Source organism: Burkholderia pseudomultivorans (genome assembly GCF_001718415.1).
Lineage (GTDB): Bacteria > Pseudomonadota > Gammaproteobacteria > Burkholderiales > Burkholderiaceae > Burkholderia > Burkholderia pseudomultivorans_A.
Map to the genome: position 1 here is coordinate 4,441,061 of NZ_CP013378.1, position 14,237 is coordinate 4,455,297.

At 66.6% G+C, this 14,237-nt stretch carries 15 protein-coding genes; 9 read left to right on the forward strand and 6 right to left on the reverse strand.

Annotated elements, in window-relative coordinates:
* The first annotated feature begins 118 nt into the window (after window positions 1–118).
* The 3 genes from WS57_RS32835 to hisC all read left to right on the forward strand — a co-directional run bounded on the left by WS57_RS32835 (window position 119) and on the right by hisC (window position 2,642).
* Window positions 119–724 carry a 50S ribosomal protein L25/general stress protein Ctc gene (locus WS57_RS32835; RefSeq protein WP_009690955.1) on the forward strand — a complete coding sequence of 202 codons (606 nt, stop codon included), beginning with the start codon at window positions 119–121 and terminating at the stop codon, window positions 722–724.
* A gap of 120 nt (window positions 725–844) precedes the next feature.
* The gene (gene pth / locus WS57_RS32840) at window positions 845–1,444 is read left to right on the forward strand and encodes an aminoacyl-tRNA hydrolase (RefSeq protein WP_060255076.1); all 600 of its coding nucleotides are present in this window, start codon (window positions 845–847) and stop codon (window positions 1,442–1,444) included.
* Between the two features lie 130 nt (window positions 1,445–1,574).
* Window positions 1,575–2,642: a histidinol-phosphate transaminase gene (gene hisC / locus WS57_RS32845; RefSeq protein ID WP_060255075.1), complete on the forward strand. Its 1,068-nt coding sequence runs from the start codon at window positions 1,575–1,577 to the stop codon at window positions 2,640–2,642.
* A 130-nt stretch (window positions 2,643–2,772) separates the two neighbouring features.
* Here the strand turns inward: hisC and WS57_RS32850 are convergent, their stop codons facing one another.
* The 3 genes from WS57_RS32850 to rsmD form a co-directional block, all read right to left on the reverse strand.
* The gene (locus WS57_RS32850) at window positions 2,773–3,027 is read right to left on the reverse strand and encodes a YfhL family 4Fe-4S dicluster ferredoxin (protein WP_040128236.1); all 255 of its coding nucleotides are present in this window, start codon (window positions 3,025–3,027) and stop codon (window positions 2,773–2,775) included.
* A gap of 59 nt (window positions 3,028–3,086) precedes the next feature.
* A complete protein-coding gene (coaD, locus tag WS57_RS32855) occupies window positions 3,087–3,584 on the reverse strand; it encodes a pantetheine-phosphate adenylyltransferase (RefSeq protein ID WP_006398238.1) in 498 nt (165 codons plus the stop codon).
* 111 nt (window positions 3,585–3,695) lie between these two features.
* The gene (gene rsmD, locus WS57_RS32860; protein WP_059512667.1) at window positions 3,696–4,310 is read right to left on the reverse strand and encodes a 16S rRNA (guanine(966)-N(2))-methyltransferase RsmD; all 615 of its coding nucleotides are present in this window, start codon (window positions 4,308–4,310) and stop codon (window positions 3,696–3,698) included.
* A gap of 213 nt (window positions 4,311–4,523) precedes the next feature.
* Between rsmD and ftsY the strand changes: the two genes are divergently transcribed.
* The gene (gene ftsY, locus WS57_RS32865; protein WP_059512664.1) at window positions 4,524–5,678 is read left to right on the forward strand and encodes a signal recognition particle-docking protein FtsY; all 1,155 of its coding nucleotides are present in this window, start codon (window positions 4,524–4,526) and stop codon (window positions 5,676–5,678) included.
* A 98-nt stretch (window positions 5,679–5,776) separates the two neighbouring features.
* On the opposite strand, the gene maiA is transcribed toward ftsY, so the two are convergent.
* Window positions 5,777–6,421, reverse strand: coding sequence for a maleylacetoacetate isomerase (gene maiA, locus WS57_RS32870; RefSeq protein ID WP_009695235.1), 645 nt, complete (start codon window positions 6,419–6,421; stop codon window positions 5,777–5,779).
* Window positions 6,422–6,587: 166 nt separating this feature from the next.
* Here maiA and ybiB point away from each other — a divergent pair, with 166 nt between their 5' ends.
* Window positions 6,588–7,559 (forward strand): DNA-binding protein YbiB, encoded by a 972-nt coding sequence (ybiB, locus tag WS57_RS32875; RefSeq protein ID WP_069245510.1) that lies wholly within the window; start codon window positions 6,588–6,590, stop codon window positions 7,557–7,559.
* Window positions 7,560–7,946: 387 nt separating this feature from the next.
* Entirely contained in the window at window positions 7,947–9,593 is a 1,647-nt protein-coding gene (leuA, locus tag WS57_RS32880; RefSeq protein ID WP_069245336.1) for a 2-isopropylmalate synthase, read from the forward strand.
* Window positions 9,594–9,768: 175 nt separating this feature from the next.
* Here the strand turns inward: leuA and WS57_RS32885 are convergent, their stop codons facing one another.
* Entirely contained in the window at window positions 9,769–10,152 is a 384-nt protein-coding gene (locus tag WS57_RS32885) for a nuclear transport factor 2 family protein (RefSeq protein WP_009695145.1), read from the reverse strand.
* A 47-nt stretch (window positions 10,153–10,199) separates the two neighbouring features.
* The gene (locus tag WS57_RS32890; RefSeq protein WP_009695144.1) at window positions 10,200–10,769 is read right to left on the reverse strand and encodes an acyloxyacyl hydrolase; all 570 of its coding nucleotides are present in this window, start codon (window positions 10,767–10,769) and stop codon (window positions 10,200–10,202) included.
* Window positions 10,770–11,131: 362 nt separating this feature from the next.
* On the opposite strand from WS57_RS32890, the gene rpoH reads away from it, so the two are divergent.
* The 3 genes from rpoH (at window position 11,132) to WS57_RS32905 (ending at window position 14,223) form a co-directional block, all read left to right on the forward strand.
* Window positions 11,132–12,067, forward strand: a complete 936-nt coding sequence (gene rpoH, locus WS57_RS32895; RefSeq protein ID WP_009695143.1) for an RNA polymerase sigma factor RpoH — start codon at window positions 11,132–11,134, stop codon at window positions 12,065–12,067.
* Window positions 12,068–12,377: 310 nt separating this feature from the next.
* A complete protein-coding gene (gene cydP / locus WS57_RS32900) occupies window positions 12,378–12,653 on the forward strand; it encodes a cytochrome oxidase putative small subunit CydP (protein ID WP_009695142.1) in 276 nt (91 codons plus the stop codon).
* Window positions 12,643–14,223 carry a cytochrome ubiquinol oxidase subunit I gene (locus tag WS57_RS32905; RefSeq protein WP_069245337.1) on the forward strand — a complete coding sequence of 527 codons (1,581 nt, stop codon included), beginning with the start codon at window positions 12,643–12,645 and terminating at the stop codon, window positions 14,221–14,223. Before cydP ends, WS57_RS32905 begins: the two co-directional genes overlap by 11 nt.
* Window positions 14,224–14,237: the final 14 nt, after the last annotated feature.

Genomic DNA, 14,237 nt, shown 5'->3' on the forward strand with positions numbered 1-14,237 from the left:
ACGCTTCGCTTTTTGCACAATCGGACGGGATAGACGAAACCCCGGCCGTTTCATCGGGGGCCGCCGTATCGACGGCCCCGTTTTACTGCCTGGTCGCGGGCAGCCATTGGAGAATCACATGAAAGTCGTCGCTTTCGAGCGCCAACAGCAAGGTACGGGTGCGAGCCGCCGCCTGCGCAACGCCGGTAAGACCACGGGTATCGTCTACGGTGGCGAAGCTGCCCCGCAAATGATCGAACTCGATCACAACGCACTGTGGCACGCCCTGAAGAAGGAAGCCTTCCACTCGTCGATCCTCGACCTCGAAGTGGCCGGCCAGTCGCAACAGGTTCTGCTGCGCGACGTGCAATACCACCCGTTCAAGCAACTGGTGCTGCACGTGGACTTCCAGCGCGTCGACGCGAAGAAGAAGCTGCACACGAAGGTGCCGCTGCACTTCCTGAACGCTGAAATCAGCCCGGCCGTGAAGCTGTCGAGCGCGATCGTTTCGCACGTCGCGACGGAAATCGAAGTCGAGTGCCTGCCGGCTGCCCTGCCGGAGTTCCTCGAAGTCGACCTGTCGAAGATCGAAGCCGGTCAGTCGCTGCACGCGAAGGACATCGCACTGCCGAAGGGCGTCACGCTGACGGCCCACGTCGACGCGGAAAACCCGGTCGTCGCATCGGCGACGGTCCCGGCTGGCGCCGTGTCGGACGCTGCAGAAGGCGAAACGCCGGCTGCGTAAGCGGCTGCCTGCGCGCCCCATCGATCCGTTTCACGAAACGGTCGACGCAACCCGCCGCGGCTTGCCCGGCGGGTTTTTCTTTTTCTGCGCCCAGGCGGCCGACGCCGCCTTCGAAACGTCATGATCAAACTGATCGTCGGCCTCGGCAATCCCGGGGCGGAATACACCGCAACGCGTCACAACGCCGGTTTCTGGCTGATCGACCAGCTCGCCCGCGAAGCCGGCGCGACGCTGCGCGACGAGCGCCGCTTCCACGGCTTCTACGCGAAAGCGCGCCTGCACGGCGAGGAAGTCCACCTGCTCGAGCCGCAGACCTACATGAACCGTTCCGGCCAGTCGGTCGTCGCGCTCGCGCATTTCTTCAAGATCCTGCCCGACCAGATCCTCGTCGCGCACGACGAGCTCGACCTGCCGCCCGGCACCGTGAAGCTGAAGCTCGGCGGCGGCAGCGGCGGCCACAACGGCCTGAAGGACATCTCCGCGCACCTGTCGTCGCAGCAGTACTGGCGGCTGCGGATCGGCATCGGCCATCCGCGCGACCTGATTCCGGAAAGCGCGCGCGCCGGCGCAAAGCCCGACGTCGCGAACTTCGTGCTGAAGCCGCCGCGCCGCGAGGAACAGGAGGTGATCGACGCGGCGATCGAACGCGCGCTCGCGGTGATGCCGATGGTCGTCAAGGGCGAACTCGACCGCGCGACGATGCAGCTGCATCGCAACTGACGCGTCGTTGCACCGCCACGGTGCAACGGACGCCGACCTTCGCCTCCCGCCCGCGCAACGCTGCGCATGAACGCGCACCGCGCCGCGCACATGCGGTAACCTCGCTGTTTTGCCCGTCAGGAGCCAAGCGGTGAGCCGTTACTGGAGCGACGTCGTTCAGCAACTCGTGCCTTACGTGCCGGGCGAACAGCCCGCGCTCGCACACCCCGTCAAGCTGAACACCAACGAGAATCCCTATCCGCCGTCGCCGCGCGTCGTCGCGGCGATCGCGCGCGAGCTCGGCGAAACCGGCGACACGCTGCGCCGCTATCCCGACCCGCTCGCGCGCGCGCTGCGCGAGACGGTCGCCGCCCACCACCGGATCCGCCCCGAGCAGGTGTTCGTCGGCAACGGTTCCGACGAGGTGCTCGCGCACACGTTCCAGGCGCTGCTCAAGCACGACCGGCCGCTGCGCTTTCCGGACATCACGTACAGCTTCTACCCGACCTACGCGCGCCTGTACGGCGTGCAGACCACGACCGTGCCGCTCGCCGACGATTTCTCGATCCGCGTCGACGACTATCTCGACGACGGCGGCGGCGTGCTGTTCCCGAACCCGAATGCACCGACCGGGCGTGCGCTGCCGCTCGCGGATGTCGAACGGATCGCGGCCGCGAACCCGTCGTCGGTCGTCGTGATCGACGAGGCCTATGTCGATTTCGGCGCGCAGTCGGCGATTACGCTGATCGATCGCCATCCGAACCTGCTCGTCGTGCACACGACGTCGAAGGCACGCTCGCTCGCCGGCATGCGCGTGGGCTTCGCGTTCGGCGACGCGGCGCTGATCGAAGCGCTGAACCGCGTGAAGGACAGCTTCAACTCGTATCCGCTCGACCGGCTCGCGCAGGTCGCCGCACAGGCGGCATACGAAGACGACGCCTATTTCGGCGCCACGTGCCGGCGCGTGATCGACAGCCGCGCGCGGCTCACGCAGGCGCTCGACGCGCTCGGCTTCGACGTCGTGCCGTCGGCCGCGAACTTCGTGTTCGCGCGCCATCCCGCGCACGATGCGGGCACGCTCGCGGCGAAGCTGAAGGAACGGGAAATTTTCGTGCGGCACTTCCGGCTGCCGCGCATCGACCAGCATCTGCGCATCACCGTCGGCACCGACGCCGAATGCGATGCGCTGATCGCCGCACTGCGCGACCTGCTGCGCTGAAAAGCACGCGGGCGGCATGCGCCGCCCGGAAGGGTGTCACGCGACGCGCGCCGGCGTGTCGCCTGCTCTGCCGTGCATCGCCGCCCGTCGCGGCGGGCGGCTGTGGATCGAAGCCGGCGCCTTTGCGCGCTTACTTCGATTCCCCGCAGAGCGCGTGGTACTTCTCCATCAATTGCGCGTGCGATTCGTCATGCTGCGGATCGCGCGGAATGCATTCGACCGGACACACCTGCTGGCACTGCGGCTCGTCGAAATGGCCGACGCACTCCGTGCACTTGTTCGGGTCGATCACGTAGATCTCCGGGCCCATCGAAATCGCGCCGTTCGGGCACTCGGGCTCGCACACGTCGCAATTGATGCACTCGTCGGTAATCATCAAAGCCATACTGATCTCGCTTCTTCAGGCCGGCGGCCGGCTTCCCGTCGAAACCGGCCGGCGCCGCCTCACGCGGCCGGGCCTCCCATCGCGGCGACCTTCTCGGTCAGCCATTTCTCCACCGACGGGAACACGAACTTGCTGACATCGCCACCCAACTGCGCGATTTCGCGCACGATCGTCCCCGAAATGAACTGGTACTGATCGGACGGCGTCATGAACATCGTCTCGACGTCCGGCAGCAGATAGCGGTTCATCCCCGCCATCTGGAACTCATATTCGAAATCGGATACCGCGCGCAGGCCGCGTACGATCACGCGCGCGTTGTTGGTGCGGACGAAGTCCTTCAGCAGGCCCTTGAACCCCATCACCTTCACGTTCGGATAGTGGCCGAGCACCTCGTTCGCAATCTTCAGACGTTCTTCCAGCGAGAAGAACGGCTTCTTCGCACGGCTGTCGGCAACCCCGACGACCAGCGTATCAAAAATGCTCGACGCACGCCGCACGAGGTCTTCGTGCCCGCGCGTCAGCGGATCGAACGTACCGGGATACACGGCGACTACCATGTCGCTCCTCCTGTCATCACGCAAACGGGAATGCAGCCGCGCAACGCGCACGCCGCTGCAGAGATGGGCATGCGTCGCCTTTGCAGCGCGCCGCCTCGTATGGAACGCGCATTATTCATCATTTTCGCGCCGCAGCAAATGATAGTGAACCGCGCCGGCCTTGCCGCGCTTCACGACCTGCCAGCCCGCGAGCGCTTCGTGTGCGGCCGGGTCGAGCTCCGCGCCGCTCTCGACGTACAGCGCGCCGCCCGCCGCGACGAGCGGCGCGCTCAGCGCCAGCGCGCGCGCGAACACGGCTGCGTCGCCGAACGGCGGGTCGAGGAACACGACGTCGAACGCACCCGGCGCGAGGCCGGCCGCGAGCCGCAGCGCATCGGCCTCGGCGATCTCGACCGTGCGCGCGCCGAGCTTGTCCCGGATCGCGCGCAGCTGCTGCGCGGCGCGCGGATGGCGCTCGACCATCACGACGCTCGCCGCGCCGCGCGACGCGGCCTCGAAGCCGAGCGCGCCGGTGCCCGCGAACAGGTCCAGGCAGCGCTGGCCAGCCAGATCCTGGCCGAGCCAGTTGAACAGGGTTTCGCGCACGCGATCGGGCGTCGGGCGCAGCCCGTCGAGGTCGAGCACCGCGAGCGGCGTGCGTTTCCAGTCGCCGCCGATGATGCGGACCGTATGCGGCTTGCCGCGACTGGAGGAGGCCGACGAACGGCCGGAATGGGAACGGGACATACTCAATATCGAGACGGGGGGAACGGGCGCGCGCGGGGGCGTGCCGCCAGACAGGCGCACGTTACCACAGCGGCGGCGCACACTGACGCGAGCGCCCCGCCGCGCCTGATAAAATGCACGGTTTCGGCCGCCGTGCGCCGCATCCGCGCGAACGCAGACGGCCCGTCCGGCATCCCGCCCCCGCGGCAGCCGCCCTCTTCCCGACGCCAGACCATGTTCAGCTTCTTCAAACGATTCAAGAAAACGCAGGAGCCCGATCCCGCGGAATCGCAATCGGCCGACGCGCCGCAGCCCGATGCGCCGGCCGAAGCACCCGCGCCGACGGCGCCGCCCGCGGCCGATGCGCCCCCTGCGCCGGCCCAGCCGGCCGCCCCGGCCGTCGTGATGACGGTCACGCCGACCGATAACGGCCGCGACGAGGTCGTCGAGACCGTCGAGATCGTGCCGCCGCCCGTGCAGGACGCGTCCGCGAAGAAATCGTGGCTCGCGCGCCTGAAGACGGGGCTCGCGAAGACGGGCTCGAGCATCACGGGCGTGTTCGTCAACACGAAGATCGACGAGGACCTGTACGAGGAACTCGAAACCGCGCTGCTGATGTCCGACGCGGGCGTCGACGCAACCGAATACCTGCTCGGCGCGCTGCGCGAGAAGGTGCGCGCGGGCCGGCTGACCGACCCGCAGCAGGTGAAGGCCGCACTGCGCGACCTGCTCGTCGAGCTGCTGACGCCGCTCGAGAAATCGCTGGTGCTCGGCCGCGCGCAGCCGCTCGTGATGATGATCGCGGGCGTGAACGGCGCCGGCAAGACGACCAGCATCGGCAAGCTCGCGAAGCATCTGCAGAGTTTCGACCAGTCGGTGCTGCTGGCCGCGGGCGACACGTTCCGCGCAGCCGCGCGCGAACAGCTGACGGTCTGGGGCGAGCGCAACAACGTGACGGTCGTGCAGCAGGAAAGCGGCGATCCGGCCGCGGTGATCTTCGATGCGGTCAGCGCCGCGCGCGCGCGCAAGATCGACGTGATGATGGCCGATACGGCCGGCCGCCTGCCGACGCAGCTGCACCTGATGGAAGAACTGAAGAAGGTGAAGCGCGTGATCTCGAAGGCGCACGACGGCGCACCGCACGAGGTGCTGCTCGTGATCGACGCGAACACGGGCCAGAACGGCCTCACGCAGGTGAAGGCGTTCGACGATGCGCTCGGCCTGACCGGCCTGATCGTCACCAAGCTCGACGGCACCGCGAAGGGCGGGATCCTCGCCGCGATCGCGCGGCAGCGGCCGGTGCCGGTCTACTTCATCGGCGTCGGCGAGAAGGTCGAGGACCTGCAGCCGTTCAGCGCCGAGGAATTCGCGGACGCGTTGCTCGGCTGAACGCCGCGCTGCGCACCGCACGCACAAGGCGCCTTCGGGCGCCTTTTTCAATGGCCGGGCCGGCGCGCCGCGAGCGCGCGGCGCGCGGCTGCGCTGCGTTACTCGGCGTCGGGCTGCACGCCGGGCTCGGCCGCCTTGAACGCGTCGAGCGTCGACGCATAGTCGGCGATCCGCTGGATCGTCGGGTAGACGGTCGTGTCGATCGAAAAGCGGTTCGCGTTGAACACCTGCGGCACGAGACAGATGTCGGCGAGCGTCGGCGTATCGCCGAAGCACAGCTTGCCCGTGCGCGGATCGCTCGCGAGGCGCGTTTCGAGCGACGCGAAGCCCGACTCGATCCAGTGCCGGTACCACGCGTTCTTGTCATCCTCGGACACCTTCAGCGTGTGCTTCAGGTACTTCAGCACGCGCAGGTTGTCGAGCGGATGGATCTCGCACGCGATCTGCAGCGCGATCGCCCGCACGTACGCGCGATCGACCGGCTGCTTCGGCAGCAGCGCGGGCTCGGGATGGGTTTCGTCGAGATATTCGATGATCGCGAGCGACTGCTGCAGCGTCGCGTCGCCGTCGATCAGCGTCGGCACGAGCGCATCCGGATTCAGCGCGCGATAGTCGTCCTTCAGTTGCTGGCCGCCGTCGCGCAGCATGTGCACGGGCACGTAGTCGTACGGCAGCCGCTTCAGGTTCAGCGCGATCCGCACGCGGTACGAAGCGGAACTGCGGAAATAGCTGTAGAGCTTCATGGGATGTCTCTCGTAGTCGTATTCGGCCGGCGGCGCACCGCCGGGAACCAGAGTGTAGCGCGGCCGCGCGGCGGCCCGACGCTTGCGCGCCCGCTGCCCGTGCGATACTCGGTGCATTCCTGACCGCTCACCGCGCGACCCGATGCCGGCCGCGCCCCACGCTCCGATGACCGCTGCCCACGATTCCGCCACCCCGTTCCCCTGCGCCCGCTTCATCAAGGAAATCGGCCGCGGCCCGCACGGCGCGCGCGCGCTGTCCGCCGACGACACGTTCGCGCTCTATCGCGCGATGCTCGATGCGCGCGTGTCGGACCTCGAGCTCGGCGCGATCCTGATCGCCTATCGCCTGAAAGGCGAAACCGCCGACGAGCTGGCCGCGATGCTCGCCGCCACGCATGCGTCGTTCGAGCCGCTGCACGTGCAGGACGCCGCGTTCCGTCCGGTGTCGATCCCGAGCTACAACGGCGCGCGCAAGCAGCCGAACCTCGTGCCGCTGCTCGCGCTGCTGCTCGCGCGCGAAGGCGTGCCGGTGCTGGTGCACGGCGTGTCGCAGGATCCGGGCCGCGTGACGAGCGCGGAGATCTTCGCGGCGCTGTCGATCGCGCCGTCGACGTCGCACGACGCGATCGAGGACACGCTCGCCGAGCGCCGCGTCGCCTTCGCGCCGATCGACGCGCTGGCGCCGCGCATCGCGCGCCTGCTGTCGCTGCGCGCGGTGCTCGGCGTGCGCAATTCGACGCACACGCTCGTGAAGCTGCTGCAGCCGTTCGCGCCGGCGGGCCTGCGGCTCGTCAACTATACGCATCCGCCGTACCGCGACAGCCTCGCCCAGCTGTTCCGCGACCATCCGGATGCCGCGCTCGGCGGTGCGCTGCTCGCGCGCGGCACCGAGGGCGAGGCGGTCGCCGACACGCGGCGCCAGGTGCAGGTCGACTGGCTGCACGACGGCGTCTGCGACACGCTGATCGCCGCCGAGCGTTCGTCGGCCGACGCGCCGCCGGTCGAGCTGCCGGAATCGCGCGATGCCGAGACGACCGCCGCGTGGACCGGCGCCGTGCTGCGCGGCGAGGTTCCGGTGCCCGAGGCGCTCGCGCGACAGGTCGAGACGATCGTGCGAATCGCGCGGATCGCGCCCTGACGGGCGCTGCCACGGCGACGCGGGCCGGTTTCACCTCCGACCATTTGACACGCGCGGGCATCCTGGCATAGAGTTGTCGCCATGCGTTCCTTTCCGAACACCCTCCGAATTACCTCCGGCCGCCTAGCGCGGCCGCTATCGCTACGACTAGCCTAAGGCTGTCGTAGCGCCGTGTGCTGTCCGCACGGTCCCTCCCAGCAGTTCTCGCAGCACCCTTCTCGCAGTTTTTACAACCCGAAGTCGTCAGCTTTCGTCCGTCTATCCGTCGGTCGATTCGCGAAGATCATCCGCATCCGCAGCGCGATCCGGCGCCACGGTGCGAGGCAGCGTCAACCGTCGCTCATGCCGTCCGTCTTCGCTCGCGACTTGAGCCCCGAGGCCAAGAAGATGAAGCGCAACCCGCAAGACAAGTACCGAGCGTTCGAACCCGTCCGTATCAACGGCCGCAAGTGGCCGAACCGCACGATCGAGCGTGCGCCGGTCTGGATGAGCACCGACCTGCGCGACGGCAACCAGTCGCTGATCGAGCCGATGAGCATCGAGCAGAAGCTTGAGTTCTTCGAGATGCTCGTCGCGATCGGCTTCAAGGAGATCGAAGTCGGTTTTCCGTCGGCGTCGCAAACCGACTTCGATTTCGTGCGCAAGCTGATCGACGAGCGGCGCATCCCCGACGACGTGACGATCGAAGTGCTCGTACAGTCGCGCGAAGACCTGATCGCACGCACGTTCGAGGCGCTCGAAGGCGTGCCGCGCGCGATCGTGCACCTGTACAACGCGATCTGCCCGTCGTTCCGCCGCATCGTGTTCGGAATGTCGAAGGACGACGTGAAGGCGCTCGCGGTCGAGGGCACGCGGCTCATCAAGGAACACGCGGCGGCACGCCCGGACACGCACTGGACCTACCAGTACTCGCCCGAAACCTTCAGCATGACCGAGCTGACGTTCGCGCGCGAAGTGTGCGACGCGGTCGCGCAAATGTGGCGTCCGACCCGCGACCACAAGATGATCGTCAACCTGCCGGCGACCGTCGAAGCGGCGATGCCGAACGTGTTCGCCGACCAGATCGAATGGATGGACCGCAATCTCGCGTATCGCGACAGCATCGTGCTGTCCGTGCATCCGCACAACGATCGCGGCACCGCGGTCGCGGCCGCCGAACTCGCGCTGCTCGCAGGCGCCGACCGCATCGAGGGCTGCCTGTTCGGCAACGGCGAGCGCACCGGCAACGTCGACCTCGTCACGCTCGCGCTCAATCTCTATACGCAGGGCATCGACCCGGGCCTCGACTTCTCCGACATCGACCCGGTGCGCCGCGTCGTCGAGCGCTGCAACCAGATTCCCGTGCATCCGCGCCACCCGTATGCGGGCGACCTCGTGTTCACGGCATTCTCGGGCTCGCACCAGGACGCGATCCGCAAGGGCTTCGCGCAGCAGCGCGACGACGCGCTGTGGGAAGTGCCGTACCTGCCGATCGATCCGGCCGATCTCGGCCGCAGCTACGACGCGGTGATCCGCGTCAACAGCCAGTCCGGCAAGGGCGGCGCGACCTTCCTGCTCGAACGCGGAATGGGCTTCACGCCGACGCGGCGCGTACAGATCGAATTCAGCCACGCGGTGCAGACGCTCGCCGACGCCTCCGGCGAGGAAGTGACGGGCGATGCGATCTGCGCACTGTTTGCGCGCGAATTCTTCGAGACCGACGGCCCCGCCGCGCGCCACAACCACGCTGCGCGCTGGCAGAACCGCGAGATCGGCGGCGCGTTCGCGGCCGACGCGACGCCCGAGGATGCGGTGCAGCGCGCGGCCGCCGTCTTCGCGGCAGCGGCCGGCGCGACGATCGATGTCGCGTCGTGCGAGCACGTGCGCACGGCGGACGGCCGGATCGCGGTATCGGTCGGCTGCTGCGTCGGCGACGCGCCGCTGCGGCACGGCGTCGGCGTGCACGCGGACGCGACGAGCGCCGCGCTCGACGCGGTCGTCAGCGCAATCAACCGTTCGGCGTGGCACTGCGCCGACCGCCGCGCGGCGGCCTGAGCGCGCCGCAGCGATTCAGGGCCGGTTCGCGTCGATCGCGAACGGCCTCCGGGACACCCGGTCAGCGAGCGGAGCGCGACCGTCCGTGCGCCGCGCGATCCGCGCCGCACGGGCCAGCAAAAAGCGGCCTACGAGGCCGCTTCTGTCGGGACGATAAAAGGAGCGCCACGCGCGCTCAGGTCTCGGTCGCGCACCGCGTCGCCTGCCAGGCCAGCAGGCGCCAGCGACCTTTCTCGTGGGTCTGCACGGCGGTATAGGCAATCGGGAACACGAGGCCGCCGTTGTTCGTTTCCATCTCGATCAGCGCGCGCCCCGTGACGACGCAGGTGTCGTCGCCGACCGGCAGCACGTCCTGCGACTGGATCTCGATCTGGCGATAGCGGCGGCGGCCGGCAGCGATGGCGTCGATGAACTGCTGCTTGGTTTCCCGCTTGCCGTTGGTGTGCACGTAGAACACCTTGTCCGACAGCAGCGCGTCGAGCGCCTCGCCGTCGCCGTCCACCATCGCCCGGAACCGATCGCGCTCGAGCGCGCGGATCGCATCGACCACCTTCGTCATCGCCTGACTCCTCGGCAACGCGCACGCCGTGCGTGGGCGTGCGGGGATCAGAAGTTGTACTGCACGTAGAACTGGTGGAAATTTACCCCAGGATTCGGCTCTTTGATACCCGCGTTAGACACATGTTGAAAACGGTAGCCGACCTGATACTGTTGCCGGTCTCCGAACTGTGCGCCGACGCCGGCGACCGGTGCGAACTGGAACGCGGTCGACAGCGAGAAATTGTCCGAGATCGTCGGATGCGTCAACAGCCGGACGCCGCCGCCCGCCTCGATGAACGGCCGGATCTGCCCGGCACTCTTGATGAAGCGGAACATCGGCGTCACGCCGAATTCGCCGATGCTGCTGTGGACGTTGCCGCCGGTGTGCCAGTAGCCGGCGTGCCCTTCCACCACGAACGAGAAGTGCCAGCCGCCGATCTCCCACCAGTTCCAGCCCGGGTCCCACACGACGCCGAGTTCGCCCATGTCGATCCCGCGGCGATCGGAAAAGCCGCCGCCCGCCTGGATGCCCCACCGGTCTGCGAACGCTGCCCCCGATCCGCCCAGCAGGGACGCCGCCAGCATCGCGTGCAGCACAAGCCGGCTACGCGACCGGCGGTTCTTCTTGTTGTTCATCTGACACTCCAACTTTGTGGGTTGAATGGAGCCTGGCGCAGCGGCCCGGCTCGAGCGAACTGAATGGTATGGTAAAGGACTTTTCGGATCGGCATCACGAAGCGAAATTGTTTGCTTCCAAATCTACAAAAATCGAAAGCGTCTGCTGATTTCCATCCAAAACAACGGCTTACGGAACTCCGCTCACCCAGCCCCTGTCTCAGAACTGGCTATCGGATAACCGGAATCGATAGAAAAACTGGGAACTCCAATGCCCGCGCGCGCTCTAAGGAATTAGCACTCGGCTTGCGGGAGTGCTAAGATTGGCCTCGGAATCTCGATCCGAGTCCGGGGTTCATCCCTGATTCCAAAGGAGTTTTTTAGTGAGCAACGCCCTGACCCTTCCGAACACCCTGAGCCCGGCGCCGGCCAAGGCCGAATCGGCAGGCTCGCTGGCGCTCGCAACTCAAGCGATGTTGCCGGGCCAGCTTGGCAACCTCGACGCGTATATCCAGGCCGTCAACCGCATTCCGCTGCTGACCGCCGAAGAGGAACGCCAGTACGCGACCCAATTCCGCGAAGACAACAACCTCGACGCTGCGCGCCGCCTCGTGCTGTCGCACCTGCGGCTCGTCGTGTCGATCGCGCGCAACTATCTCGGCTACGGCCTGCCGCACGGCGACCTGATCCAGGAAGGCAACATCGGCCTGATGAAGGCCGTGAAGCGCTTCGACCCGGCGCAGAACGTGCGCCTCGTGTCGTACGCGATCCACTGGATCAAGGCGGAGATTCACGAATACATCCTGCGTAACTGGCGCACGGTGAAGGTCGCGACGACCAAGGCGCAGCGCAAGCTGTTCTTCAACCTGCGCAGCCACAAGAAGGGCGTGCAGGCGATGACGCCCGAGGAAATCGACGGTCTCGCGAAGGAACTCAACGTCAAGCGCGAAGAAGTGACCGAGATGGAAACGCGGCTGTCGGGCGGCGACATCGCGCTCGAAGGGCAGGTCGAGGACGGCGAGGAGTCGTACGCGCCGATCGCCTATCTGGCCGACTCGCACAACGAGCCGACCGCCGTGCTCGCCGCGCGTCAGCGCGACATGCTGCAGACCGACGGCATCGCGCAGGCGCTCGACGCGCTCGACGCGCGCAGCCGCCGCATCATCGAGGCGCGCTGGCTGCACGTCGACGACGACGGCTCGGGCGGCTCGACGCTGCACGATCTCGCCGCGGAATTCGGCGTGTCGGCCGAGCGCATTCGCCAGATCGAAGCGAGCGCGATGAAAAAGATGCGCACCGCACTCGCCGAATACGCATAAATTCCCGGCGATTTAGAGTGCTTCATCGAAAACCGCTGCCTGCCCGGCAGCGGTTTTTTTTCGCCTGTTGATTGACCTTGTTCATCGGGTATTTGGGCGGTTCCCGGGCACCTTCCGCATAAGCTTGATCCACCTCAAGCTTTGGCCCGCGGTTCGCGACGGTCTGCCGCAGCGCAGCACTCGGCTTTGCAAAGCCGTCCTTTTAAAATTGGCATGTCAGGCGCAAAAGGATTAAAACAGCTTAACGGCCGTCATAAATCCGACGTAAAGTCGCCCCAATTCGGTGTAAATCGATTCAGGATTAATTGCCTTGATCTCGATCAATAAAAATCCGCCGCCGCCTGCGAGATCGCCCGGCCCGCCCGGCTGGCGCGCGCGCCTCGGCGCCTGGGCACGCGGGCCGACCCTCGCCCGCGACATCACGCTCGTGCTGATCGTCAAGCTGATCCTGTTGATGTCGCTCAAATACGCATTCTTCAATCATCCGCAGGCTGAACACATGTCGTTGCCGCCTGCCGCCGTCGCCGAGAAGCTGCTCTCGGTACCGGCGCCCGCTTCTACCGAGGGAGACCACCATGATAAGTAGCGAAGTCGTCGATCTGTCACGTCTGCAGTTCGGCATCACGGCGCTCTACCACTTCCTGTTCGTGCCGTTGACGCTCGGCCTGTCCTGGCTGCTCGTCATCATGGAGTCCGTCTACGTGATGACCGGCAAGCAGGTCTACAAGGACATGACGCAGTTCTGGGGCAAGCTGTTCGGGATCAACTTTGCGATGGGCGTGACGACCGGCATCACGCTCGAATTCCAGTTCGGCACGAACTGGTCGTACTACTCGCACTACGTCGGCGACATCTTCGGCGTGCCGCTCGCCGTCGAAGGCCTGATGGCGTTCTTCCTCGAATCGACCTTCGTCGGCCTGTTCTTCTTCGGCTGGAACCGCCTGTCGAAAGTCAAGCACCTGATCGTCACGTTCCTCGTCGCGCTCGGCTCGAACCTGTCCGCGCTGTGGATCCTCGTCGCGAACGGCTGGATGAACAATCCGGTCGGCGCCGAATTCAACTACGAGACGATGCGCATGGAGCTGACCAACCTGTTCGACGTGCTGTTCAACCCGGTCGCGCAGGTCAAGTTCGTGCACACGGTGTCGGCCGGCTACGTGACGGCCGCGATGTTCGTGCTCGGCGTGTCGTCGTGGTATCTGTTGAAGAAGCGCGACGTCGACTTCGCGCTGCGCTCGTTCGCGGTCGCGGCCGGCTTCGGCCTCGCGGCTACGCTCTGCGTGATCGTGCTCGGCGACGAATCGGGCTACACGACCGGCGAAGTGCAGAAGATGAAGCTCGCCGCGATCGAATCCGAATGGGAAACGCAGCCGGCGCCCGCATCGTTCACGCTGATCGGCATTCCGAACCAGGAGGAACAGCGCACCGACTACGCGATCAAGATCCCGTATGCGCTCGGCCTGATCGCGACACGCTCGATCGACGAGCCGGTGATCGGCCTGCGCGAGCTCGCGAAGCACAGCGAGGAGCACATCCAGAGCGGGATGATCGCGTACGGCGCGCTGCAGAAGATCAAGGAAGGCGACACGAGCGCGGCGACGCGCGAACTGTTCGACCAGCACAAGCAGTATCTCGGCTACGGGCTGATGCTCAAGCAGTTCACGCCGAACGTGGTCGACGCGACGCCGGAGCAGATCAAGGCCGCCGCGAAGAAGACGATTCCGCCGGTCGCGCCCGTGTTCTTCTCGTTCCGGATCATGGTGTTCCTCGGCTTCCTGTTCCTCGCGACCTTCATCGCCGCGTTCTGGTTCTGCGCGCGCCGCGAGCTGCTGCAGGACAACCGCCGCTGGTTCCTCCGCTATGCGGTGTGGGCGATCCCGCTGCCGTGGCTCGCCGCGGAATTCGGCTGGGTCGTCGCCGAGCTCGGCCGCCAGCCGTGGACCATCGCGGGCATCCTGCCGACGCATCTTTCCGCGTCGAGCCTGACGCCGAGCGACCTGTACCTGAGCCTCGCCGGTTTCATCGCGTTCTACACGGCGCTGTTCGTCATCGAGATCAAGCTGATGTTCAAGTACGCCCGCCTCGGCCCGTCGTCGCTGCATACCGGCCGCTATCACCACGAGCTGGCGGCCGCCGGCGAGCGCGCGGCCGTCTGAGCGCGCCCCCGCAA

What these genes read in the sequence shown, in the direction of transcription:
- rsmD (WP_059512667.1), bottom strand. Translation starts at nt 4,310, where the DNA reads ATGTCCCGTTCCCATTCCGGCCGTTCGTCGGCCTCCTCCAGTCGCGGC.
- ybiB (WP_069245510.1), top strand. Translation starts at nt 6,588, where the DNA reads ATGACCGCTGCCCACGATTCCGCCACCCCGTTCCCCTGCGCCCGCTTC.
- ftsY (WP_059512664.1), top strand. Translation starts at nt 4,524, where the DNA reads ATGTTCAGCTTCTTCAAACGATTCAAGAAAACGCAGGAGCCCGATCCC.
- WS57_RS32885 (WP_009695145.1), bottom strand. Translation starts at nt 10,152, where the DNA reads ATGACGAAGGTGGTCGATGCGATCCGCGCGCTCGAGCGCGATCGGTTC.
- WS57_RS32890 (WP_009695144.1), bottom strand. Translation starts at nt 10,769, where the DNA reads ATGAACAACAAGAAGAACCGCCGGTCGCGTAGCCGGCTTGTGCTGCAC.
- coaD (WP_006398238.1), bottom strand. Translation starts at nt 3,584, where the DNA reads ATGGTAGTCGCCGTGTATCCCGGTACGTTCGATCCGCTGACGCGCGGG.
- leuA (WP_069245336.1), top strand. Translation starts at nt 7,947, where the DNA reads ATGAAGCGCAACCCGCAAGACAAGTACCGAGCGTTCGAACCCGTCCGT.
- WS57_RS32835 (WP_009690955.1), top strand. Translation starts at nt 119, where the DNA reads ATGAAAGTCGTCGCTTTCGAGCGCCAACAGCAAGGTACGGGTGCGAGC.
- WS57_RS32850 (WP_040128236.1), bottom strand. Translation starts at nt 3,027, where the DNA reads ATGGCTTTGATGATTACCGACGAGTGCATCAATTGCGACGTGTGCGAG.
- pth (WP_060255076.1), top strand. Translation starts at nt 845, where the DNA reads ATGATCAAACTGATCGTCGGCCTCGGCAATCCCGGGGCGGAATACACC.
- maiA (WP_009695235.1), bottom strand. Translation starts at nt 6,421, where the DNA reads ATGAAGCTCTACAGCTATTTCCGCAGTTCCGCTTCGTACCGCGTGCGG.
- WS57_RS32905 (WP_069245337.1), top strand. Translation starts at nt 12,643, where the DNA reads ATGATAAGTAGCGAAGTCGTCGATCTGTCACGTCTGCAGTTCGGCATC.